The 23511-nt window shown below is 60.2% G+C and carries 25 protein-coding genes and 2 pseudogenes; 16 read left to right on the top strand and 11 right to left on the bottom strand.

All coding sequences use genetic code 11. From position 1 onward, the window contains the following. Window positions 1-36: 36 nt before the first annotated feature. From JG746_RS36815 to JG746_RS36790, 6 genes and pseudogenes are all read right to left on the bottom strand, one after another. The gene (locus JG746_RS36815; protein ID WP_019863578.1) at window positions 37-204 is read right to left on the bottom strand and encodes a hypothetical protein; all 168 of its coding nucleotides are present in this window, start codon (window positions 202-204) and stop codon (window positions 37-39) included. Between the two features lie 356 nt (window positions 205-560). After that, on the bottom strand, window positions 561-1490 hold the full coding sequence (locus tag JG746_RS36810) for a DUF2493 domain-containing protein (protein ID WP_199200846.1): 930 nt from the start codon (window positions 1488-1490) through the stop codon (window positions 561-563). Between the two features lie 353 nt (window positions 1491-1843). Beyond that, a complete protein-coding gene (locus JG746_RS36805; protein ID WP_199200695.1) occupies window positions 1844-2902 on the bottom strand; it encodes a DUF7146 domain-containing protein in 1059 nt (352 codons plus the stop codon). Beyond that, a pseudogene (locus JG746_RS36800) lies at window positions 2902-4677 on the bottom strand (strawberry notch-like NTP hydrolase domain-containing protein); the annotation flags it as partial. The gene JG746_RS36805 and the pseudogene JG746_RS36800, both read right to left, overlap by 1 nt. A gap of 267 nt (window positions 4678-4944) precedes the next feature. Beyond that, a complete protein-coding gene (locus JG746_RS36795) occupies window positions 4945-7068 on the bottom strand; it encodes a ParB/RepB/Spo0J family partition protein (protein WP_199200694.1) in 2124 nt (707 codons plus the stop codon). 303 nt (window positions 7069-7371) lie between these two features. Further along, a complete protein-coding gene (locus tag JG746_RS36790; RefSeq protein ID WP_199200693.1) occupies window positions 7372-8334 on the bottom strand; it encodes an ArdC family protein in 963 nt (320 codons plus the stop codon). Window positions 8335-9501: 1167 nt separating this feature from the next. Here JG746_RS36790 and JG746_RS37610 point away from each other — a divergent pair. The 4 genes from JG746_RS37610 (at window position 9502) to JG746_RS36770 (ending at window position 11585) form a co-directional block, all read left to right on the top strand. After that, window positions 9502-9666 carry a hypothetical protein gene (locus tag JG746_RS37610; RefSeq protein WP_244731068.1) on the top strand — a complete coding sequence of 55 codons (165 nt, stop codon included), beginning with the start codon at window positions 9502-9504 and terminating at the stop codon, window positions 9664-9666. Window positions 9667-9801: 135 nt separating this feature from the next. Continuing rightward, the gene (locus tag JG746_RS36780) at window positions 9802-10002 is read left to right on the top strand and encodes a hypothetical protein (RefSeq protein ID WP_199200691.1); all 201 of its coding nucleotides are present in this window, start codon (window positions 9802-9804) and stop codon (window positions 10000-10002) included. Between the two features lie 212 nt (window positions 10003-10214). Then, window positions 10215-10436: a hypothetical protein gene (locus JG746_RS36775; protein WP_199200690.1), complete on the top strand. Its 222-nt coding sequence runs from the start codon at window positions 10215-10217 to the stop codon at window positions 10434-10436. Between the two features lie 933 nt (window positions 10437-11369). Then, window positions 11370-11585, top strand: coding sequence for a polymerase (locus JG746_RS36770; protein WP_202359591.1), 216 nt, complete (start codon window positions 11370-11372; stop codon window positions 11583-11585). A 3-nt stretch (window positions 11586-11588) separates the two neighbouring features. Here the strand turns inward: JG746_RS36770 and JG746_RS36765 are convergent, their stop codons facing one another. Together JG746_RS36765 and JG746_RS36760 are read right to left on the bottom strand one after the other, a co-directional pair. Next, the gene (locus tag JG746_RS36765; RefSeq protein WP_199200687.1) at window positions 11589-11849 is read right to left on the bottom strand and encodes a hypothetical protein; all 261 of its coding nucleotides are present in this window, start codon (window positions 11847-11849) and stop codon (window positions 11589-11591) included. Between the two features lie 114 nt (window positions 11850-11963). After that, window positions 11964-12233, bottom strand: coding sequence for a hypothetical protein (locus JG746_RS36760; protein WP_244731067.1), 270 nt, complete (start codon window positions 12231-12233; stop codon window positions 11964-11966). Between the two features lie 114 nt (window positions 12234-12347). Here JG746_RS36760 and JG746_RS36755 point away from each other — a divergent pair, with 114 nt between their 5' ends. From JG746_RS36755 to JG746_RS36725, 8 genes and pseudogenes are all read left to right on the top strand, one after another. Continuing rightward, a complete protein-coding gene (locus JG746_RS36755) occupies window positions 12348-12683 on the top strand; it encodes an SOS response-associated peptidase family protein (protein WP_199200686.1) in 336 nt (111 codons plus the stop codon). Beyond that, entirely contained in the window at window positions 12616-12963 is a 348-nt protein-coding gene (locus tag JG746_RS37990; protein ID WP_199200685.1) for an SOS response-associated peptidase family protein, read from the top strand. Before JG746_RS36755 ends, JG746_RS37990 begins: the two co-directional genes overlap by 68 nt. Window positions 12964-13111: 148 nt before the next feature. After that, window positions 13112-13303 carry a hypothetical protein gene (locus JG746_RS36745; RefSeq protein WP_202359590.1) on the top strand — a complete coding sequence of 64 codons (192 nt, stop codon included), beginning with the start codon at window positions 13112-13114 and terminating at the stop codon, window positions 13301-13303. Between the two features lie 207 nt (window positions 13304-13510). Then, the gene (locus JG746_RS37985; protein ID WP_199200684.1) at window positions 13511-13993 is read left to right on the top strand and encodes an ArsR family transcriptional regulator; all 483 of its coding nucleotides are present in this window, start codon (window positions 13511-13513) and stop codon (window positions 13991-13993) included. Then, a complete protein-coding gene (locus tag JG746_RS37605) occupies window positions 13938-14414 on the top strand; it encodes a class I SAM-dependent methyltransferase (RefSeq protein ID WP_244731066.1) in 477 nt (158 codons plus the stop codon). Before JG746_RS37985 ends, JG746_RS37605 begins: the two co-directional genes overlap by 56 nt. 750 nt (window positions 14415-15164) lie before the next feature. Beyond that, window positions 15165-15386 carry a DUF768 domain-containing protein gene (locus JG746_RS36730; RefSeq protein ID WP_199200683.1) on the top strand — a complete coding sequence of 74 codons (222 nt, stop codon included), beginning with the start codon at window positions 15165-15167 and terminating at the stop codon, window positions 15384-15386. A 146-nt stretch (window positions 15387-15532) separates the two neighbouring features. Continuing rightward, a pseudogene (locus JG746_RS37600) lies at window positions 15533-15817 on the top strand (hypothetical protein). 123 nt (window positions 15818-15940) lie between these two features. Continuing rightward, window positions 15941-16099 (top strand): hypothetical protein, encoded by a 159-nt coding sequence (locus JG746_RS36725; RefSeq protein WP_202359588.1) that lies wholly within the window; start codon window positions 15941-15943, stop codon window positions 16097-16099. A gap of 667 nt (window positions 16100-16766) precedes the next feature. On the opposite strand, the gene JG746_RS36720 is transcribed toward JG746_RS36725, so the two are convergent. Continuing rightward, window positions 16767-17000 (bottom strand): hypothetical protein, encoded by a 234-nt coding sequence (locus tag JG746_RS36720; RefSeq protein ID WP_199200682.1) that lies wholly within the window; start codon window positions 16998-17000, stop codon window positions 16767-16769. Between the two features lie 609 nt (window positions 17001-17609). Between JG746_RS36720 and JG746_RS36715 the strand changes: the two genes are divergently transcribed. Both JG746_RS36715 and JG746_RS36710 read left to right on the top strand, forming a co-directional pair. Next, on the top strand, window positions 17610-17933 hold the full coding sequence (locus JG746_RS36715) for a hypothetical protein (protein ID WP_199200681.1): 324 nt from the start codon (window positions 17610-17612) through the stop codon (window positions 17931-17933). Between the two features lie 398 nt (window positions 17934-18331). Further along, a complete protein-coding gene (locus JG746_RS36710) occupies window positions 18332-19000 on the top strand; it encodes a methyltransferase domain-containing protein (protein ID WP_199200680.1) in 669 nt (222 codons plus the stop codon). Window positions 19001-19012: 12 nt separating this feature from the next. Here the strand turns inward: JG746_RS36710 and JG746_RS36705 are convergent, their stop codons facing one another. Together JG746_RS36705 and JG746_RS36700 are read right to left on the bottom strand one after the other, a co-directional pair. Next, entirely contained in the window at window positions 19013-20209 is a 1197-nt protein-coding gene (locus JG746_RS36705) for a glycosyltransferase family 4 protein (RefSeq protein WP_199200679.1), read from the bottom strand. Further along, on the bottom strand, window positions 20209-21033 hold the full coding sequence (locus JG746_RS36700) for an amidohydrolase family protein (protein WP_199200678.1): 825 nt from the start codon (window positions 21031-21033) through the stop codon (window positions 20209-20211). Before JG746_RS36700 ends, JG746_RS36705 begins: the two co-directional genes overlap by 1 nt. A gap of 161 nt (window positions 21034-21194) precedes the next feature. Here JG746_RS36700 and JG746_RS36695 point away from each other — a divergent pair, with 161 nt between their 5' ends. After that, entirely contained in the window at window positions 21195-22361 is a 1167-nt protein-coding gene (locus JG746_RS36695) for a glycosyltransferase family 1 protein (protein ID WP_199200844.1), read from the top strand. Further along, window positions 22354-23484, top strand: coding sequence for a UDP-galactopyranose mutase (gene glf / locus JG746_RS36690; protein WP_199200677.1), 1131 nt, complete (start codon window positions 22354-22356; stop codon window positions 23482-23484). Before JG746_RS36695 ends, glf begins: the two co-directional genes overlap by 8 nt. Window positions 23485-23511 lie beyond the last annotated feature (27 nt).

The following is a 23511-nucleotide window of genomic DNA, read 5'->3' as shown; positions in this document are numbered from 1 at the left end:
CGGACGCAGAGAATCACCGGCCGCAACTTGTCCGGATCATCGCTCGTGCGGATCGATCTCGCGGACGATCTGGGAGACCTCTCCTTCATATTCGTCGGCCCGCACGACCGTGAGTGTTCCGTCGCCGGCGCGGAAGATGACGATGCTGACCATCAGGCTGGTGGCGAGGCTGAAGGCGAAGGCGTTGGCTTCTACGAGGGACATTTTTCCGGCTCCTGTTCTGGAAGCGGGGAGCGATCCCCGCGTGACAGGCGCCCGATGTGTCCGGCCGAGGGCCGCAATCACCGTGAAGGCAACGCCGAAACGGCGGCACGCTTCGCGTAGTCCGACCCTTTACGGGTTGATGACGTCAGGCCCTCGGACCGGACCAAGGAATTGCGCCGACAAACGCGGCGATCGGTTCCCTGTCCTCCATTCCAGGACGAGATGAGATGTGAACCTTGTGATCCGCCGCCCCGCGTTCGTCGACGCCAGATCGTCAGGAGCAGCCGTCCGATCAACGCGCCGAGAGCGACTGAAAGCAGAGCGAATGACTTGAGACGATTGGGATTGTGCCGCCGTCACGCGGCGCCGAACTTCATCACCGGGATGCCGAGCCTGCGGGCCTTGTCGGCGAGGTTGTCCTGAATGCCGGAGCCGGGAAAATGAATGACGCCAATCGGCAAGGTGTCCAGCATGGCGTCGTTGCGCTTGAAGGGCGCGGCCTTGGCATGCCTGGTCCAGTCTGGCTTGAAGGCAATCTGTGGCACCTTGCGACTGTGAGCCCATTTGGCCGCGATCAGCTCGGCACCTTTTGGCGATCCGCCGTGCAGCAGGACCATTTCCGGATGCTTGCCATGGACCTGGTCGAGCTTGGCCCAGATCAGCCGATGATCGTTGAAATCGAGCCCGCCCGTGAAGGCGACTTTCGGTCCGGGAGGCAAGAGCACCTGAGCGTCTGCATGCTTCCTCGCGGCAACGAAGTCCCGGCTGTCGATCATTGCCGCGGTCAGATTGCGATGGTTGACGACAGAGCCCGAACGCGGGCGCCAGATCGAGTGGGTCTGACGATCGTAATGCTCGGCGGCCTGATCGCGCATCAATTCGAAAGCGTTTCGGCGTTCAAGCAGCGTCTGACCTTGGGCGATCAGTTGTTCGAGTTCGACGGACTTGACCTCGGACCCATCCTGTTCGCGCTGCAGCCGTTGCTGGCCAAGCTCGTTCTCATCGAGCTCGCGTTCGATCCGCTTGGTCGCGCGATGGAACAGATTGACTGTACCCCAAAGCAGCTCGTCGAGGTCGGGCTCAAGGCGTGTGTCGGCCATCGCCATCACGAGAGCGTCGAACATGTCGGCGATGCTGGCTGCCACGACCCGACCTTCGGGAAGTGGGCGAGGGTCGGGTTCGTCGTCGAAGGGACGGTAGCCGTAGAGCTGAAGCTCCTGAAGGACGTGGTCGATGGGTGATGATGCGTGCTGTGGCTCGAAGTCGGTATCGTGCTCGGTGCTCATGGCGGCTTGCCTTCGTGGATCGGCCGCGCCCATCGCGGCCTTCATGGCGACGAAGGCGATGGACGATCTGGACTTGCACCCGCAGCGTCAGCGCAGGGCCGGAACGGAAGTGGAGGATGGCGAAGCCCGGCTATTTTGCCTCGCGATGGAAAGGCCCGAAGACGGGGCCCCGCGCGCCCCGCCGCGTGGGGGGCAAGGGCCGCCGGAAAATAGCCGGGCGCAGCCATTGCCTGTCCGGACCGGCCGGCGCCCGATCGCCCTCTTGAAGGCCGTGGGCCGGCCCTCGCCGAGCGAAGATCCACCCGCGCACGCGAGCCACGCATCGCTGGCACGGCCCCTTCTCCCCTTTCCGGTCAGGCCGCCAGCGTCATGAAGCGTTCGACATCCTGTGGCGCGATCTGAACGCGCAGGATCCCCCTCAGCGCATCGGCGCCGAGCAGACGCAGATCCTCGTTGAAGTCGCCAAGTTTCGGCGTCAGAACCATCGCGTCGATACCGGCCGCGCTGGTGCGTTCAATCAGGGTTGCCACTGCTGCGTCGCCTGCCGGATCATTGTCGCGGGCGATGTAGAGCCGCCGCAATGTGTCTGGGAACAGGATTGCGGACAGATGCGCCGCCGATAGCGCGGCGAGTGCCGGCATGGCGGGCAGGACGGTCCGCAGCGACAGCATGGTTTCGATGCCTTCTCCGGCGGCCATGACATCACGGCAGCAGCCGAAGCGGACAGCGTGACCGAGCAGTCCGCCCATGGCTCGTCTTGGCGTGTCGATCGGAGCGCGGCCGAGATGAGCCTCGCTGAACCCGCCCGGATCGAGCCAGGTGCGGTGGGCGCCAGTGAGCTTGCCTTCGAGGTCGGTGACCGTCGCGATCATTGCCGGCCATGTATCGGTCGGGCCGCTCTCCGGACGGTAATAGCAGCGCGGATGGAACCGAAGGCTCCCGGTTTCATGCAAAGCTGTAATCGCGCGTCCACGCAGATACGTCTCCACAAGCGTACCTGGTATCGGCTGCGACAAGGAGACGAGCCGCCGCGCCGCATCGGTAGAGCCGACCGCAGCGGGAACGGCTTGCTCCCGCCGATCCTTTGGTTCGTTCGTCGTCAGGGGCATCGACAGAAAGGTGCGCGCCTCGTCGCAGACGTCCTTGAAATCGACAAGGCCAAGCGATTCCCCAATGACGTCCAGAAGGTCGCCATGCTCGCCGGTGGCGGCGTCGGTCCATTTCCCGGCGGCGCCCTTGCCGGAATCCGATCCCTTGAGCCGGACAAACATCGAGCGCCCCGGTGCATTGCGGGCGTCGCCAACCAGCCAGTAGCGGCCCTGGCGGCGACCATTGGAAAGGTAGCGGCGGCAAACCGCCTCCGCCCGCTGGGCGAGACGGCTTGCCAGTTCGGATGCATCGCGAGGTGGCATCAGCTAGCCTCCCTCTCGCTGATGCGCTGTATCGGATGACGCTCGATGATCTTGGCGAGCACCGCAGGCCCGCTTGCGTCCGTGGGGACGAACATGCGCAGCTTCCAGGATATGATCTCGTGGAAAAGCCCGTAGGCCGTCAGCCGCACGCGCATGGTGTCGGTGAAGCCCGACAGCTCGATGCGATTGGCGCCCATGACGCGGACGCGGCGCAGATGAAGCCCTTCGGGGAGGTCGAGCATCGTTCGTCCGCCCGCAAGGCCGTTGAAGGCATCTTGTGCCGTCAGCGTGCTGACGCCGGTTGCGAGCGCGCCGGCGGCCCGTGCGGCCGAAACCCTGCGTCCGATGATGCGCTCCCCATCGTCGGTCTGGAGTCGGTAGACCCGGCTCGACTCGTTTGGAAGTCGCTTCCAGATCGGCAGCAGCAGCCCCGCGACGCGCAGGTGCGTGTTCGGCGCCGAAAGTTCCGCATGGTAGCTGCGGCCCGTCCCGCCGGCATCGCTGAACACCAGGATGCGCTTGACGTCATCCATGAAGGCCTGCGTCTCAGCGAGATTGGCCGAGGTGGCGCGGCCCTCGACCATCAGGCGTTCGCCCTTCCTGACGATGCGTCGGGACCGGCCCGTCACCTCCGCGACCATGTCCGTGCCGAAGCGCTGGACGATCTGGTCGAGTGCGCCAGGGACCGGTGGCAAGCTCGCCAGCTTCTCGATCAGGGCCGTGCGGCGCGCTACCGCCTCGCGGCTTTCAACGGGCTGGCCGTCGCGAAACACCGGCCTCGACGACAGGTTCCCTTCCGAATCCGTGAAGGGTTCGTAGAGTTGAACCGGGAAGGAATGCTCCAGGTAATCGAGCACATATTCGCGCGGCGTGATGTCGACGCGGACATCGTTCCATTCCTGCGTCGGCCTGCGTTCCATCAGCGCCTCGCCGGTGGAGACGATCTGAATGACGGTCGAATGCCCCGACTGGAGATCCTGCTCGATCGAGCGGGTCAGCGTCGGCGTCTTCATCGATGTCAGCAGGTGACCGAAGAAGCGCTGCTTGGCGCTTTGGAAGGCCGAGCGCGCGGCGGACTTGGCCTGGCGGTTCAACGTGCCGCTGTCGCCGGTGATGTTGGCGGCCTGCATGGCCGCGTCGAGATGGTTGTGAATGACAGCAAAGGCGCCGTAGATGCGCCGCTGTTCAGGCGTCAGTTCATGCTCGACCAGTTCGTACTCGACCCCGTCGAAGGAGAGCGAGCGTGCCGTATAAGGGCCAAGCGCACGAAGGTCCCGGGCGAGCACCTCCATTGCCGCCACGCCACCCGCCTCGATCGCCTCGACGAACTCCGCTCGGGTCGAGAACGGAAAGTCATCGCCACCCCAGAGGCCAAGCCTTTGGGCGTAGGCTAGATTGGCGACGGTGGTCGCGCCGGTGGCGGAGACATGGACGACACGGGCGCCAGGCAAAGCATGCTGCAGGCCCAAGCCGGCGCGGCCTTGCTGTGAGGGCGCGACATCACCACCCTCTCCCTTGCCGCCGCCGGCATTCTGCATGGCGTGCGCCTCGTCGACTATGAGCACTCCGTCGAAATCCGAGCCCAACCATTGGACGATCTGCCTGACGCGCGAAACCTTCTCGCCACGGTCGTCGGAGCGTAGCGTGGCATAGGTTGTAAACAGGATGCCTTCGGGAAGCGTGATGGTGCGCCCTTGCGCGAAGCGCGAGAGCGGCGTGACGAGCAGACGCTCCATACCGAGTGCGGCCCAGTCGCGCTGCGCATCCTCAAGCAGGTTGGGAAGCACACGCAGGGCTGCCGCGTAGACTGGTGCGGCTGGATCGACAGGGGCAGCGGCGGAAGCGATCGGGTTCCCGGTTATTGTCGGAGACAAGAAGTTCATCGGAGATCCTCCAGAGAGCGAGACCGGGAAAAGCCCATCGGCGCTCTCTCTGACCGAACGGGCTCAACCGTCCCGGCCTGACACTCACTCTCACCACAGTACGCAAAAAACGCCCGGCACCCTTGCGAGAGCCGGGCGAAAGCCGTGGGAGAAAAAGGCCTATTCGGTGGCGTCTAGCTGTTTTTCTTCCTGGTCGACCAAAGCGACATTATTGTCTCCTGCCAGGAACTCAGGCAGAGTTTCATCTTCGTCGCCAGCGTTGGTGTCGACTGCTCCGACATCGCCGTCGGCAAACCGCAGAGGCTCGGGCAGCCAGCCACTATCGGCGAGCAGGCGTTCGGCTTCCTTGGCCATGTCGCCCTTCTTGAGGTGATCGATGAGCTGGGAGGCGGCCTCGCCAGCTCCCTCGCGAACGGCTTCGAGGATACGTGACTTGGTGACGCGGCCGAGATAGTTGCCGACAGTGGGGCGCCATCCGGCGTCGATCATATCGAGCCGAACTGCCCGCGCCAGGCGATCGGCATCCGCAAGGCGCTGCTGGACGCCATGCGTCGAGATGGCGCCATTTCCGTAGCGATCAGCCCTTTCGTAGAGCGCGTTGACGCCAAAGGATGCGCAATGCGCGAACAGCTCACTTTGCTCGGCGCCCGTCAGTGCAGAGAGGGTCTTCCAAAGGTCGGCGACGTCACCTGGAAGACGCTTTTCCCAGGCATCGTGGCGGGCTTTGATCGAGCGCGCATAAATCGTATCCCGAAGCCCTTCGGACTGGACCGGAAAGACCGCGCCGCGGACAAAGACTTCCATCGCCGCGCCTTGCGCGCTGTAGCGAGAGAAAGTGTCACGGACGAATTTGTAAAGCACGGCTAGAAAAGCGGTTGCCGGGTCGTTCGCGAGCTTGTCTCGCAGAGCCAGCGTGCGATCTGCGGTCAGTTCCATGATGAGCCGATCCGGCAATGGCTTGATGCCATCCTCCTCCTCATCATCCGGGTCGACCGGCCGGCCACCGATGGTGATGACGGCCCGCTGATTAGAGCCTGTGGCCGAAACGCCGGATCCGTCGATGCCGGGATCGTTGTCGCCCTCCGGTGTCACGGGCGCCTCATCCTGCGGCTTCACATAGCCGCGCTCCACGAGGGGCGCGCCGTCCGTATCGATGCTGACGAGGACACCCGCACGTGCGATTTCCGCGGGATCGAAGCGAACGGGGCGCGCCTCGATCGATTTGATCGCCGTTTCGATCTCGCCAAACCGCTGGTCGACCTCATCCGGCAACTCGTTGGCCTCCTCGTACTGCGCCTGAAGCTTCTCGAACTCGTCACGCAGCGCAGCCAGCGTGGCCTGCTCGTCGCTGGCGAGGGCGATCGGCGTACTCTCGAGCTCGCGCAAACCGTTTGTCGCGCCATAGGGAAAACTCACGGCGATTTCGATCCACTTCCAGCCTTCGCTGGCGATTTCGTCGGCCATCATCTGCAGCTTCTCGGTGACCAGCCGTTCAAGCAGCGGGACGTCCTGCAGCCACCCGCCATCGTCCGACTGGAAAAGATCGCGCAGCACTTCGCCGCCCGCCGCCTCATAGCGCTCCAGACCGACGAACACGGCCCGCTTGTCGGAGGCACGCACGGTGTTCTCGGTCAGCATGCGACGGATCTGGTATGGCTCCTTCGACCAGCTGTTCTTGATCGCCTCCCAGACCTGCTCCTGTCTGGCGTGGTCGTTGCTGACGGCGAATGCTTCAAGTTGGGCGATCGTCATGCCATCGTCGGCGTATATCTCAAGAAGCGCCGGCGACAATTCAGCGAGCTTGAGGCGCTGTTTTACCACGCTTGTCGAGATGAAGAACGCGGCTGCGATCTCCTCCTCCGACATGCCCTTGTCGCGCATGTTCTTGAACGCGCGGTATTGGTCGAGAGGGTGAAGCGGGGCGTGTTCAATGTTCTCGGCAAGGGAGATCTCCTCGGCCGCGATCGGCCCGGACGAATTGCCGACGACACAGGGAATGGACGCAGTCTTCGCGAGGCGCTTCTGGTTCACAAGCATCTCAAGCGCGCGATAACGGCGCCCTCCGGCGGGAACTTCGAACATTCCGGTCTCCTTGCCCCCGGCATCGAGCACGGGACGAACATGAATGCTTTGGATGAGACCGCGGCGCGCGATCGAGGCCGCGAGTTCCTCTATCGAGACGCCGGCCTTGATACGTCTGACATTGGTCTGGGCAAGCACCAGCTTGTTGAAAGGAATGTCGCGCGAAGGCGACAGGCTTATCTTCTGAACGGCGTTGGCCATCGGGGTTTTCTCCGCGACGGGCGCCGAGAGCCTCTCTCTCGACCTTGAACCCGTCACGAAATCCCTCCAATCCTCTCCCTCTCCTGCCAGCACGATCCGGCACGAGTTGATCGCCAGCCGAGCCGGCACAGCACACACAGCCGTGAACGCAGTTTCTGCAGGAGCCGACAATGAGAGGGATCGATCAAGCGCGGCTGGCGCTTTATACTCAGGACGGTCGGCGGGGCCGCTGCGTGCAATCCCGACGCGGAACCCTGTGAACCCGCTGATTGACGGACCGCGCTTGCGCTGGTCCGGTCAACGTTATGCAGCCCTTCTAGCTTTGCCTGCGCCCAACTCGATGGATGCTCCGACCTCATCCGGCAGGTGGCCAAGAAGCCACTCCGCGGCCTTGCTGGCCTGGCTGGCGGCACGAACGATGGCACGATTGTCCTCTTTCAGAACCTCTAGCCATGAGCCGATATAATCCGCATGCCGAACAGTAGGCACGATGCCCAAGGCCGCGCAGCAGAAGGCCGCGTTGATCTCTGCCACGAGTTCCTCGAACGCATATTTTCTGGAGGCGGTAGAGCCGGAGAATTTACGATCCAGGCGTGAACTGTGACCGGTTGCATGACCGAGTTCATGCAAGGCTGTCCGATGCCAGTTGATTGGCTCGAAGTAAGCTTGGGGCGGAGGCACCTGGATATAATCGTGGGCAGGCACATAGAACGCCCTGTCGCCGCCAACACGGAAGTCGATACCGGTGGCCTTGATCAGCGCCTCGACCCGCCGTTCGATCGGGCTTGCCACCGACAGCGGGGCCGAAGCTGCGACTTCGTCAGGTAGCCCTTCACATTGCTCGATGTTGAAAACGGTGAAGCGCTTGAGGAACGGTACGGCTTGAGCCTCCTCGCCCGTCTCGCGAGCGCGCTTCTTCTCGTGATCGGGGACAAAACGATCGGCATAGACGATCGTTGTCCCGTGCTCGCCTCTGCGGACGTTCCCGCCGAGCGCGAAAGCCTGTCGATAGGTTATCCAACTCTGTGTTGAGAACCCGCGTTCGACGACGGCGCCCCAGAGGATTAGCACGTTGATCCCGCTGTACGCGCGATGCGTGCTGGCATTCTGCGGCAGGGAAAGCGGGGCTTTTGCCGCGGAAGTGCCCCATGGCTGAACCCAGGGAAAACGACCCGCTTCCAGCTCGGCAATTATCTTGCCGGTGATCTCGTCGTAGAGGTTCGACCTGTCGGCGACGGCATGGGTTTGATTGGTCCGGACAGACATCGCGGTTCTCCGCGACGGGCGCCGAAGGCCTCTCCTTCCGCTTACAACCCGTCGCGAAAAACCCGCTCACTCCTCTGACTCTCCGTCGGGAGAGCCCCTGCTCTCCCGACCAATGTGTAAAAGGGCGTACAAGGCGGAAGCACCGAAATGTCCGTCAGCGGGAATAAGTCAGTTCGGTGCTGGAGCACGTTCGTGGCCCTGAGACCGGTTCAACACGGCGGCCGAAGGAGCATCAGCATAGCGCCGCCGTGAGGCGGGATGCGGGACCGACCGGCCCCGGCGAAGGGCGCCATATGAGACTATGCAGAGCAGGAAGCGATCGGCCGCGCATGACGCATGGTCGATCCAGGCCCAGCTCACCCTCACCGGCCAATATGTGCCTGGCATGGCCCCCTGCCTGCTCGACGCAGGCGTCGGAGCGGTAAATGATCCCCCTGCTGAGTTTCCGGCTTTCGGGATTTCCTTCCCTGAAGGCCATCAGCCTCAATCGGCTGGTTAGCGATGGAGGAATGGCGCCATGACAGGCTCCCGGGAAAGGTGTTACAAAGCGGACGATCCGCCGCAAGCGGCTGCGCGCGTCCCCCGATAATGACAGTCCGCAGGGGTGGATCTTGCCGCGCTGCTGATCTTAGAAATGGATGCTTCCAGTCGCGCATTTGATCGCAGCTAGGAAGTTGGAGAAGCGCGCCACTGGCGGGACCTCCTGAATAAGCCGCCAGATCGCCCAACGGGAGAGCTTTCACAAGGGTGCTTCTTGCTCGATCTGCTTGTCTATTTCGTTGCGGCGTTTGTGTTCCGGGGCTCCAGCAAGAGCGACAACCGGCAGAACAATCACAGATCGACTTTAGCGTTGTCGGCCACGTCTGGCTTCGAGCCGGTGACGGCCGCAACATCATTTTTTGCCGTAGCAACGACCAATCCGGGGCTGTGCCACACTCGCCTTCGTCGGGGTTGACTGTAAACAGTCGAATCTCGGGATCGTTGGCGTTGCCCCACAAAGCGCGTCGGTTTTCTCCCAGAGGTCGGCAATCTTCTTCCTGTCATTGGTTACCGCAGCGGAACCGGAGATGGTGGCGTACTTGCAGTGCCTGCTGTCACTCCAGGCTAGTGTCCCTTTTGGGTTGGTCAAAAGCTGCTTGTTCTTTGCGCTGTGATCATGACGAGGAAATGAATGGCGTTTTCTTCTCGGGAGACGCGTGCGGCGAGCGGACGGGCACGATTGTAGTGGCCGTCCCAGGTGACAACATGCAGGTCGATTTCCTCGGCGACTTTCCAGATGCGGTCCGCCGCCTCGGCGGGTGTCAGTTCCTGCCTGTTGCTGTCGACGCTTGACGCATAGCCTGTCCTCCATGGTGAAAGTGCGGCCTTAGAACTTGCGTAGCGCCGCGACGTGCCACGCTCGCTATCACAGCGGTGAGTTTCCCGCGGACTGGATTAGGAATAGGATCGCGCCAGGAGGCCTGATCGATGCAGAGGTTCACCGTCGAGTTGGTACGCGACGGCAAGGCGGTGAAGCGCGCCGCAATAACGGCTGAGAACGTTGTCGAGGCCGCGAAGATATGGGGATCAGTGACAATCCCGTTTGGCGATGAGCCTGACATGGGCGAATGGATCAGGGTAACGCATCCCGATGACAGCACGACAGCCTGGTTTGAGCTGGATCGTTAAGACGTCGCGATAGATCTGTGGAAAAAGCGCTGCCGTCTGGCGATCGACACAGCAACTATTCATTTCACGACCTCTTTTGCGGCGCCGGCCCGTCGCCAGGGGGTCGGGTGTGTGCAAGCCCACGGCGCGATCGGGGTCCCCGTGGCGTGCGGCAAGTCCAGGGGAACAGAAGCTCAAATCCGAACGTTCTAATGCCGTAAAGGAGCATAGAAATGGTACGCCAAATCGTAATTGTGGTAGTGCTGATTCAGTTTTCAGGTTCGGCATTTGGAGACACCGCTCAATATTGGGTCGCGAAGGATGCCGTTTCGAAGCAGTGCGAGGTCGTCACAAAGAAGCCAGACGGAACTTTGGTCATAGCCCTTAGCAAGGCCACGTATAAGACCGAGGCGGAGGCGAAGGATGCCTTGAAGAAGCTTCCAGATTGCAAGTGACGCAGGGCGCGCCAGCCGCCTCATCCCCGAGCGTCGAGCTCAATTGTTGGACTTTGCCAACCAGCGTCCGTGCCGACAGGCGGCGACAAGGGTTGCTACACAGGGTGCAGGGTATCTGTTTCCATGCCCGCCTCTGGGGCGGCTTGGGCGTGCAACGGCGCGCTTGGAGCGAGTTGAGCCGCAATCCACGAATTCCTTATTTCTTCAAACCTATTCCATTACAGCGATGAGATCATTTTGGGGGCCGCTTGAATGTCGTGGCCTGAGAACCTTGGCTTCAGCGTATCGGGCGCCAGGTCCCCCCGGCGGCAGGAGCGGATGTTTCCACAACCGCATTCGGCTTCACCAGTTCATTTTCACGCACCCTTAGTAGCGCCGAAACTCAGCTTGGATGCGCGCCGAAACCCTTGAGGACAAACTTTTTTCTATGCAGGGTGCGCGATCAACCATAGCAGCAGGATGAGAGCCGCTCCGAACGCAAACAGTATGTAGCCTGACAGGAGCAGAAGGACGGGGAAAAAGTCGCTGTGATAGGCAACAACGATAACGCGGATTAGAGGATTGTGAATCTCATTGTCCAATAAGCCCTCTTTGCCGTCGACGGCCTTTGGTATTGCATCTTGCGTTGTGGCCCGCTCCGACTTCGCGGCCGCCTCCGCCTTCTCAGCCGTTAGAATCCTGCTTACGGTACGGATGGCCGCCACCCGACCATCGGATGGATGGTCGGGTGAGACCGATTTGGCGAAAAGTTCGGCTCCGCGTGTGCCCATGGACAAATAAGCAATTGCGGCACTTGACGTTCCTTCAGGGGACCTTGGTCCTATCAGGATGCGACTGAAGTCTGCGACCAGGAACCATGTCGCTGTCTGAAAGTTCACCGGCGGGCAAACGGTCAAGTCATCAGTGCCGGAGAGCGGTGTGCAAATTGGAGAGATGATCGCTGATGTCTTCGCCACAATTCTGGTAATAGGTCTTCTGGCGATAATGTTCTTGATTCCCGGAAACCAAATCTGGTCTCAGCCGATGGCGCGAATGGTGATTATCTTGCCGATGAATCCGCTGAACACAGCCGCGTTGCAGAAGAAATACTTAGATTTGCCAGCCAATTTTGACGTAGGCCTTGTCCAGCCTCGACCGCCTATTCGCTGACATTCAATGGTTTTTAAACGTGAAAGCAGAAAGATGAAGCTCGAACGCCTGGCGGCGTCGATACCAAAGCACGAGTTCAAATTTCTGATGAAGCTTGGGCAAATGACGAGAGCGGAAACGTTGGCCCTGATCGAAAAGCATGACGGACACCGCACCGCAATTTATGCCGGTCTCGCCAGTATCGCGGCGCGCCGATAAATGATCGGGCCTCTCCGTGGCCCGGTGCCGGTCTTCAAGCCCAACAAAACCAGTTTCCTCGTACATTGAGTTTCGACAGCACCCCGGTTATGTAAGCGCTGAAAATGATAGAAGCCTCCGGAGAAGGTTCGTGCTCCTGGTCAACCCGCTAGTGGGCGGCCTTGTAGGGAGAACAGACGATCATGGAGACTCGACGTCACCGGGCCGTTTCAACTCAGCCAGCAAAATCTCAGCCGCTTTTTTGAGCCGCTGCTCCCTTAACCGGGCGGTCTTTGCCTCCCTTGCTTGCCGCTCTGCATCAAGTACGAGCCTGCTTTCTCGATCTGCTCTCTCTATTTTTTCGCGATCAACCTTACGACGTTTCATCTGCAAACCTCCTTCGACCTGACGGGCCAAAAAAGGCTGACTTTTTAAATTGTTCCCGACGAAATTTTCCGCTTCTTGCATCATTTGTTGTTGAGCGCTGCCGCGCCGAGCTTTGAGCCCTGAGAGACTGTTTCGGCGCTGACTCACCGATTACCAGATCATCGAATCCGGCATCCATCTCGCTCGCAACGGGCTGACATGTTCGAAGATCCTCCCTGCCGTCTGACTGCGCCTGCAGAGATTGAACACAATGATGCGCCGCGCCGCAAAAACGCTCTACTGATGAAGCCCTTTCTTCACGGCTGGGGTCAATGGCAATCACAAGCAGCGCCAGTTGATGTGGCTGGTTCCGTTCTGGGGCGGGAAAGGCCCAAGGTGGCTATGTTCAACGCCAGGATTGAAGGCATTGACACGGCGCCGCCCTCTAGGGACGCCTTCAAGTCGAAGTGCTGCCTCATCTCCGGCGATGGGTTCTACGAATGGGCGATTTCCGGCCGATGGCGAAAAGGATCCTTGGCAAATCTATCTGCCTGAGCCCGCGCCCTTTTTCGTTTGCCGGAGTCTGGTTGGTTTGGCGGACTCTGGGCGTAGAACTCCAATCGTCGCCGGCTGCACCATCATCGCCGCGTCCGCCGGCGGGCCGATGAAGAACCTGCACGATCGACAACCGGTCATCCCCGATCGGGCCTGTTATGAAGCCTGGCTCGACCGGCAACGCCGAAGCGATGCGCGCAGGGACGCAGTTTTAGGGCGATGGGGGCTTGGAGCGACAAGCCGGGCATTACAAATTGGTAAAAATCGTACATTCTATTGAAAGGCGGCAGAGGGAGATTAGGATTTGCTCGTCGCCCGCCTTCCTCAAACAGGTGGCGAAGGCCGGTGAGTTCCCCCGCGTCAGCTTGAGGGGCTAGCCGGGCATTTTGTAAAATGGATGTTCCCATTGCTTTCTAGGGAGCTTAGCGATGGATAGCGTGACGCCTGACGGCAAGGTCAATCCTTGCGTTGAAGTCATGGAAGCCTGCGGAGAGTGGTTCGTCCGTGTGGTTGATGGCGACGAAGAACTAACACGATCATTTGAATCGGAATCGTTCGCACTAGCCTTCGCAGAGGGTCAACGAATACGTCTCGGGTTAGCTGATTTCGATCGGCTGTAGCCAAGTTTGAGGGAACGGCCGGTGCGGGTGGGGCCATCGGGGTTTTCGGGCACCCGCACCGTTTGCGGTGAGGGCTCGGAGTCCTCCCGCCTGATTGTTTTATCCCTCTACAAGCCAGGTCGCAATTAAGCCTGTTGGCCTACGCCGCAGGCGGCTGCCGGCGTGGGTTGTCTCCCTCTTCCCGGCCATGCCTACCCCTTAACGAAAATGGAAGTCCGCGCACTATCGGACAGAGGTGAGTGGGCGCGGCTGCCGGTCCCTGCCAAGCCGTGGGATTATGCCAGCTCGTGTGGCTGGCGCTGTAAACGCTCGAAGCTCTGCACCTCAGCCACTTGTCCGGGCCAAGGCAAGCGTCATGTCGGCCATCGTCATAATGCGTTTCCATGTCCGCGCCAGCCGCTGGGTGGCCCGCCGTTCTCGGCAACTGCCATCGTTTCTTGGCAGTCGTCCAGTTTGATAGACGGAGAAAAAACGGTTGGGGAGTTGGCGTCGCTGATGGGCCCTTCACGTTCGGCCTCATCACACCATCTCGCGCTTCTAACAGAGGTAGGGGTCGTTGAATCGCGGGCAGATGGAGTTCGGCGCTTCTATTCCTGCAAATCAGAAGCTGCGAAGGCTGTCGTGGTGTTGTTCGATGACCTGGCCAAAGATGAGAAGCTTCCCACCGGCTTCGACCGGCGCCGACGTTGACACGCTGACGCCCGGCGGACTTCGTCGTGGTGATGTATTGACCGAGCGGTCATTCGAGGCGAGCGCTTATAGCGATTACCGATCGAGCCATCAGACTCCAGGCTACGGCGCCGACTACACGAAAACCTACCGTTCCGGCTACTATGCTGCCTTGTGGTTGCGTATCGAACGCTCCCTGGTTGAAAACATTCTTAGGCCTCTTGGCGGGCCGGGTCGCAGCTGCCTTGACTTCGCCTGCCGCACAGGCCGCGTCACAACTGTTGCAGGCCCATTGTTTGGTGAGGTCGTCGGCGTCGACGTCTCTCAATCCATGCTCGCTTGCGCGCGGGTTCCGGGCAACGTCCAACTGGTGGAAGCCGATCTACGGTTGCCCCCCTTTCCAGAAGATTCGACGTGGTCACAGCTTTTCGGTTCTTCCTGAACGCTGAAGACACTCTTAGGCGGGACGCACTGTCGGCCATTCATGAGCACTTGAACGATGGTGGGTTGCTGGTTTCGAACATCCACATGAACGCAACCTCGCCAATGGGTCTGGTCTACCGCTTTCTCAACCGATTACAGGGGCGCGTCGTGCGCAGTACGTTAAGCATCCACGCATATCGCCAGATGCTCGTTTCCAACGGGTTTGTCGTCGAACGGGTCATCGGCTATGGGTTTTTGCCGCGACCCGGGTGGCTGCTACCGAGGCTTTGCGAGATGTTGGTCGGGCCTGTTGAGACGATATGCAGGCGCGCTGGTGTCCCAGCGCGCTTTGCTCAGAATTTCTTAGTGGGCGCCAGAAAGCGATAAGTCTCAGCAGAGCGGTCGGCGAGGCGACGAAACGCCGCCGACGACTGATAGAGGAACCATGCCAGTTAGCGGTCATTTCAGGGGTCAGTTAGTCGAGGGAGGCTATGTTGACCCAACGAAGGTTCGACAGAGAACGCATTGAGCGCGCCGATCAAGAGGCGAAGCTGTTGATCGAGGCGGAGACCCTGGCCCGAAATGTAAGGACAACGCGATTGAGGGCGCTTCGCCTGTCAGCGGAACATCTCACGGAGAGGCCGGCACGGGTCAAAAGGCGCAGGACGCTCGCCAAAAACCCCTCTTTGAAAATTATCGAAGGCGAGTAATTCCATCCGTCGGCGAACCAAACGCCGGAACCTGACCGCCAAGCCGAGCTTATCGCGGCATGAGCACGCGCGGTATTAATTTCCTTGATCGATGGCTGGTCAACAACGTCCCTGAGACCACGAAGGCGGACGTCATCTCGGTTGACGAACAGACGCACAAGCTCATCGCAGACGCCAAGGCGCTCGGCATCAAGCGGGAAGAGATCGATGAAGAGGTCGAGAGCCTCTACCGGGCAATCCTCGATCCGATTGTGCATTATGACCTTGGCCTGCCCGAGTAGACCTTGCCGTGCAAAAAGGCCCCGGCGCAGGGTGAAATCGCCGGGGCCTTAGCCATGTACAAGTTACTCGGCCTGTCCGCTTATTACGATGCGCCGACGTGCTCAAGATTCCGTTAATTCGCTCCACAACCTGCGGCTGGTGGCAGGTGCGGGCAGGGCAGGAAAATACTCGCGTTGCGGCGAACCCCTCAAAGCAGGATAACGCCGTTGCCAGAACCAAACCTTCCAAGCATTTATCGCAGCCTGAGATCGAGCGCTTCCTGGCGGCCGCGGAAGCGCTCCACGATAGGATCGTAGGTCCGCTGATATGGCCTACGTGCCAGCGCTACCGGGCAACCCGTGTCCTGCATGAGGTCTGTTGAAGACGGTGCGTGACGTGACCGGCAAGGGAGTCGAATTCATTCGCTGGTTTCGGTGGCGGTTCGGCTTAGAGCTTTGACGGAACATTAGCTGTCTCTAAAAGTTGATGCGAGCGGCAGGTGGTATCCTCCATCGTCTGCCGTATATCAGGCCTACGCCACACGGGCGGGGGCTTTCAACCTCCAAGGGTGCAATTGGCCGACACGCCTGCAACCACCTATGTCGTCAGCGTCTTCGAAATGCCGAACTGGCGCACTGTGCTGACCACCAAGGACAAGCAGAAGTCCTTCGATATGGCCAAGGAGATCGGCGACAAGGTGAGGATCGAGGAGATCACGCCGAAGGTGAAGTAGTGGTCCGGCTGCCAAGCGCCCGTCGATACCAACGGGGATATTCTAGTGGACGCGATCAAACGCCGCGCCTTTGATCTGCGAATGTCGACCGTCGACCTAGATCGCTCGCTCGGCAACAAGAAAGTCTTCAAAATTGCTAGAGGAAACCTATCCCTCCCGCTCGGGTTCACCAGGGTGTGCAGCCCCCGGCGGCCGAATAGTAGTCGAATGGGACGACGAATGAGCGCCTTGTTCCGACGCCCGGGTAGAGGCTTGAACACATGATCGGGCCGCTTGACGCGACGGATGGCGATTCGGACCTGAAACCCGAGACGATCGAAGAACAGCACGATCGAGAGGCCGATCCTGCCGAGAGGTATCTCAGACCGGGTGTTTCTCGCCTACATCGCGGCGGAGGCATCAAGGCGCCGGCTCATTGTCCGCCTCAGACTGTGGCGCCGCCTTCCAATCGAACGTCACGCCGGTCGGGGCCCCCAAAAAGCTCGGTAAGACCCCTCGTTGTTCCGCGCCGGGATTTTTGCGCCTTCATGTCGGGCCTATTGGCGCTTGGCCTTCCTGATCCTCGGCAAGTCCTTGCTATCGGTCTTGACTTCGCCGCACCGGACCGAGCAGCCCCAAGGCGCGCTTGTATTCGATTGTCCATCGATCGTCGCGGCGCTGGATCGGCTCAGGAAAGTGGGGTTGATTGCGGCGTATCGAACGCAACACCCAGGCCATGGGCCACGGCGCTTGCTGCGATCATGTGCTCCAGCTCGCTTCTGGAAACCGGACATGCTTTGATGACCGTCAGGACAGCCGCTGCCGCTTGCCTCACCGACACAACATCGTGCCGCTTCTTCCGCACCTCGACGTACTGCTCGATAAGCATCTTGAGGCGGCGCTCGTCTACTTCGTGCGACATCTTGATCCTCCACCCAGATCACATGGCCGGCGCCGTTGGAGGGCACCCGCCGACCTTCAATCGCTGTCAATTTGCGGGCTCGATCCTTGTTCCACCGTTCGGGCAGAAGGCGCCGCTTCGTTCCATGGCCTGTCGCATCAGCGAATTCGCCAACGGTCGGCATTTAACGTCTTTTACGCTCAAGGTCTGAGCCGCTAGGCGAATCGCTGGTGGGAAAAAGGAATTATCCCAAATTCACAACCGGCCGGCCACAGCGCAGCAGCGTTCAGCCCCCATTCAGAGCGGCATCAACGCCGCTTTGGCCAGAAGCGGCACGGTGCCGGGCATGAAGCCGATGAATTTTGTAATGAAAGAGGCAGTGATGCCAAGACCATGACAGTTGAGGCTCGCGTGGGCCCAGGGCTTGCTCTTTTATGAGCGCTGCCTCCTCTGCTCCCAGCGCTCGGGCAACCCGAAATCGATGCTCCGTTGCTCGTTTGAGATCTAATCTCTCTCCACGCCGGAACCTTTGGGAACGTTCAAGGTTAAGCGAGCAGGCGTCCAAGACGTTCCCCCTGCCCAACGGCATTGGCCCTAGCCGCAGGCAAGCCCTGTTTCCCGAGGTGTCCTATGGCGAACAACGTTCCCGAAAATCAAGCTCGACAAGGCCCTCTTGGCAGGCCCGTCCTTGTTGTGCTCTTGGGCGGGCTGCTACTGGCCGTTGCGGCCTGGGGTGTCGCCGAAATCTATGGCGTAGTCATCAAAGGACCATCGACAGAGCAGGACAGTAAGGCGCCTGCGCGCACCAGCCAAAACCCGGACAAGGTTGATTCCGGTCAAACTCAGTCTGACAGTATCGATCAAAATCCCAAGGTGGACAGGAATCCAACGCCCCAGTCCAGCACGGGCGGTGACCAGCAAGGGGTGCAGCCCTCACAACCCGCTGCACATTGAGCCTTAGGTGGCGGGCGCCAAGGCACGCTTTGATCGCACGGTTGCTCAAACCTCGTGACGGTCCCGGATGTACCGAAGTCTAAGATGCCTGTATCGGGAGGAGATTATGGGGCTTTCGGAAAGTATGTTTCTTTCAGTCCACTTGGACAAAAAATCATCCAGGAAAGCGCGGCGGCGACATGCATAAGGCGACCGGCCGTTTTGGCAACTCACTCAAAGGACTAAAAGACTACAGCTCCCAGCGGTCAAAATGCGATACCAGCAAGGAAGAAGCCGTGGGTGATCCAAGGGGACATGCCTCACCGGTGAGCCAGCGATCTGCCTCCTGGTCGGGCGGTCCTCTCTGGCACCACCCGTCAAGATCCTTGCTGCGCTACGCCTCTACGGTTTAATCACACATGCGAGATATCCCGGCGCCCGGTACGGTGGTTTTTGGGGACCTTGGCGAGGTCGAGCCCCTAAGCCGAAAATTTGGCGGCGATCGCGGCACGCCACTTGACCGTTACTACATTGAACGTTTCCTGCAGCGCCATGCTGAAGACATTCGAGGACGTGTCGCGGAAATCGGCGACAATGTTTACACGCTCCGTTTTGGTTTGGCACGAGTTGTGACTTCCGACATTATCGACTCGCCCGAAAGTGCCAATCCTCAAGCCACGATTTGCATCGATCTCCAGAACGAGAATGCCGTGGAGCCCGGGCGCCTTGACTGCATCATCGTGACTCAGACGCTGCACATGATTTACGATGTGCGTGGCGCAATCGCCACGGTCCATCGCGCCTTGGCACCGGGTGGCGTCGTGTTGGCGACAGTACCAGGCATTACTCCCATCGACGCGCATGACGGGCCGGAAAAATGGTTCTGGGCCATGACACAGAGTGCCGCACGACGCCTGTTCGAGGAAAGTTTTGGGGCAGCGGGAGTGGAGGTACAGCAATTTGGCAATGTGCTCGCCGCCACCGCCTTTCTGCAGGGCCTCTCTTTCGAGGAGATAGACCGCGCAAGGCTCGACCTTGTTGATCCCCTCTACCCTGTCATTACCGGGATCAGGGCCATCAAATCTTGATCCAGTCTGAAGTCAGGGGACGGAGTGGAGCCGCGCCTTGTCGGTACGAGGTCTCAACAGCTGGCGGAAAATATGGCTCGTCATAGTGGCCGACTGGCGGATATCGAAGGTGGCCTGCGCCCGCCTCACGCTCGCGTCGGCCATCGACTTGAGCCTGGCGGGATTGGATAGCAGCGAGATTGCCGCCAAGGCCACGCCTTCCCAGTCGCCGGGATATTCCGAGACGATGCCCGGCCATTCGATGGTTCCTATAAGAATCCCGGTCTCTCCTCCAGAGACGATTTCCGGGATGCCGCCGACGCCGATGGCCACGACCGGCACCCCAGATGCCATGGCCTCCAGAATGGTAAGAGGCATCGCGTCAGCGCGCGAAGTATGCAACAACAAATCTAGGCCCGGATAAATCCGATGCGGTTCGCGCGTGAGCCCGACCATGTGGATCCGCGACTCGAGTCCCGCACGGCGAACGGTCGCAGTCAGGTCCTTTTCCATCAACCCCGTGCCAACCACTGCGAAGTGCACCTCGGGCCGCCTTTGCAGTATGAATTCGGCTGCTTTGAGGAATTTGTCGGGGCCCTTTTCCCAGGCCAGCCTGCCAACGAACCCGACCAACATATCGTCAGGGCCGACGTTGATCGTTTGCCGGAAGTCCAAGCGGTCAGCCGACAGCGGATGATACATTGCCAGGTCGACCCCGTTAGGAACGAGGCTCACATGCTCAGGTGACAATCCCACAGCAAGTGCTTGCGACCAGGCTTCGCGGCACACCACAATGGTGTGGCTCCCGGTTGTGCGCGCCACACTAATTTCCTGCGGATGCAAGCTCATCCCATGCAGCGTGGCAACTGTCGGCGTCGCGCTCAGTCGGCCGGCCATAGCAGCCACGGTATGCGCGTTCATCAGGTGAGCGTGGAGCAGGTCGATACCGGTTTCGCGAACAAGGGTACAGATGAGTTCGATTGTCTTCCAAGGTGGATCGTCCCGCAGAGGCGCAATGTAGACGTCCCTGCCCTCAGCCCGCAGCAATGCGGTGTAAGGGCTTTCATACGGGCACAGGAAGGAGACTTTGAACTCGTTCGAGGGCAGGTTCGCAGCCAGATTGCGCACGTAATTTTCCATGCCGCCAACAATGGCGTTACCCAAGACCTCAAGCACATGGATGCGCTCATCAGTCTGGCCGCCTGGCAGCACGCGAGGGGTCCGGGCCATCAGTTTCCTCCTTGCGACGGGAGCAGCCTCAACCAATCCGTCGCGGTTCCCGACATGATTGCAATTCGGTCGTCGGCTGCGACGTCGAGTTGATCCAGAATTGCCGTGACCTCGTCTATTGCCGCGCGGATATGGGCCCCGCTGCACGGCAAGAAACGGTCGCTCCCGAATTGCAATGAGCGTGGGCCGATCACGTCGATCGCCTTGCGGAACACCTCGCTGCGGTAGATGGGAGGCGGTCCAAAGGACAGGTCGAAGCGAAACTGGCTGTCGGCTGGCTGGACGCCGTTGATCCGATCGATAACGCCAACTGCGTTGGCTTCGTCACACCACGGCCAGCCAAGGTGAGCCAAAGTTACGCGAAGGCCGGGGTGATCGCGAACCGCCTCGTAGAAGGATGGCCGGCAGAACCGGCCAGATCGGCCGTCAATGAAAATTCCGCTATGAAACAATATCGGCAGGTCGAGCCTTGCCGCGACCGCGTACACGCGATGAGCGCACTCGTCATATGGATACCATCCGGTCGGAACCATCTTAAGCGCGCGAATGCCGGGAAGCGTGGCTGCCTCCTCAAGATCGTCGGCTGATTGGGGATGCAGCGGATTGACCACCGCGAACCCGATGAGCCGATCTGAGTGGCCTTTGACGAGGTCGGAAAGGTACCGGTTGCCAGCGCGCAGCGACTCCCGGTCATTAAGCGAATAGGGCGATGTCAGGAACGGAGCCAGCAGGAACGCCATATCCACCCCCGCATCGTCAAGTGACATAAGTACTTCCGCCGTTGTCTCGCGACCCGACGTATGAAGGTGTGCATCGACGATCATTGGCGCCTCCCCGCCGACAACTTACGGAGGCAAGGCCCGTTCCAACGATAGAGCGAAATCGTGGCGCCATTGATGTTGGGCAAAATTCTGCGTTGCCGTGGAACCCGATTTGCGAACGGAGCTTGATCCACCATAAGCCAACCCTAATGCGGATTGTTGCCATGGATCAGACTGTATCCAACCCCTTGCTCGTGCCTTTTGATAACCCGCTCCTGATCTGCTTTTCTCACCTGCGGTGGGACTTTGTTTTTCAACGCCCGCAGCATTTGATGACGCGCGCCGCGGCCGACTACACCGTTGTGTTCTTTGAGGAACCTGTCTTCGAGCCTGTTCCGCTACCTCTTCTGCGCCGCAAGGCGGTTGCGCCAGGCCTGGAAGTTATGACGCCGATACTACCGCAGTGTCAGTCCGGAATTGAGGTCGACAGGGCCATCGCCACTCTGCTTGAGAACCTGCTCGCCGGCATCGAGCACGACCAGTTGGTGACTTGGTACTACACCCCCATGGCCCTGAAGTTCACCGAAGCGCTGCAGGAGGATGTCTGCGTCTATGACTGCATGGACGAACTCTCTGCCTTTAAAAACGCGCCTCGTGAACTCGAGCGACTGGAAGAGCAGCTCTTTGGCAAGGCCGACGTCGTATTCACCGGTGGAATGAGCCTTTATGAGTCCAAGCGTCGCCGGCATCCCTGCGTTCACGCGTTTCCAAGCAGCATTGACACGGCACACTTCCATCAGGCGCGCCGGCCTCAGGCAGACCCGGCAGACCAGCAGAGCATTGCGCATCCCCGCGTAGGCTTCTTCGGAGTCATCGACGAGCGGTTCGATATCGACCTGACTGCTCGAACCGCTGCAGCGATGCCTACGGTCCAGTTCGTCACGATCGGACCGGTGGTCAAGATCGACCCGGCCGCGCTACCCGTCGGCCCGAACATCCATTGGCTGGGCGCCAAGCGGTACGCCGAACTGCCCCAATACATGGCCGGTTGGGACGTAGGGTGGATGCCTTTCGCCCTGAACGAGGCGACGCGTTATATCAGCCCGACGAAGACGCCTGAGTTCCTGGCCGGCGGACTGCCCGTCGTGTCGACCGCAATCGTTGATGTGGTGCAAACATACGGCAGTCGCGGATTGGTCGACATTGCTGATGCGGGCTCGATGTCAGCCGCCCTCGATGCCGCTCTGCGCAAGCGCCGCGAAATGACCAAGGTCGACGCCTTCCTCTCAGGGATGTCTTGGGACAGCACCTGGAGCGCAATGCACGATTTACTCAAGCCCGCGAAGAGTTTGCGCCGTCAGGGATTCAGGAACTTGGTCCACCATGTTTGATTGGCTTGTCGTCGGCGCAGGCTTTGCCGGAAGCGTACTAGCAGAGCGCCTAGCCAGTCAGCGCGGGGAGGCAGTGCTGGTCGTCGACCGTCGCAGTCACATCGGCGGCAACGCTTTCGATTGGTACGATGAAGCCGGCATTCTTGTGCATCGCTATGGGCCGCACATCTTCCACACCAATGCCGAGGCCATTGTCGCCTACCTGTCCCAGTTTACGGCGTGGCGTCCCTATGAGCACCGTGTGCTGGCCAAGGTAGACGGTCAGCTTTTGCCAATCCCCATCAACCTTGACACGATCAATCGCCTCTATGGCCTCGACTTGACCTCCGACCAGATGGAGCGGTTTTTGGCCGAGCGTAAAGAGAGCGTGGAAGAGATCCGCACCGCCGAGGACGTTGTCGTGGGAACGGTGGGGCGGGAACTCTACGAGAAGTTCTTTCAAGGCTACACGCGAAAACAGTGGGGGGTCGACCCCTCGCAACTGAGCAAGTCAGTGACGGCGCGCGTTCCGACACGAACCAATCGCGATGACAGGTATTTTGCCGACACGTTCCAAAGCATGCCGGCGAGCGGCTACACACGCATGTTTCAACGGATGCTGGCCCATCCCAATATCAAGGTGATGCTGCAGACGGACTATCGGGAGGTTAGAGAGGTCATCCCCTATCGCCGCCTCATCTATACCGGTCCAATCGATGAATTTTTCAACTTCAGGCTGGGGAAATTGCCGTACCGATCCTTGCGTTTTGAGCACGTCACACTCGATACGCCACGGTTCCAGCCGGTCGCCGTCGTCAACTACCCGCAGACCGAGGGCTTCACCAGGGTTACCGAATACAAGCATATGACCGGACAGCAGCATGTTCAGACAAGCTTGACCTATGAATATCCAACGGATGACGGCGATCCTTATTATCCCGTCCCCAGGGCGGAGAATGAAGAACTCTACAAGCGATATGAGGCGCTCGCCGCTCAGCAAACCGATGCAATCTTTGTCGGTCGGCTGGCAACCTACCGGTACTACAATATGGACCAGGTAATTGGTCAGGCGCTGGCCGCGTTCAATCGCATCCAGAAGGCGGGCGCGCCGCAGCTATCCCTTGCCAAGGGCGCGGCCGGGTAGCCATTGTGGAAATTTGGGGCGGTATTG

The organism is Mesorhizobium sp. 113-3-3 (assembly GCF_016756495.1).
GTDB lineage: Bacteria > Pseudomonadota > Alphaproteobacteria > Rhizobiales > Rhizobiaceae > Mesorhizobium.
Note: the sequence above shows the minus strand (reverse complement) of the source record. Positions and strands in the feature narration are given on the sequence as shown.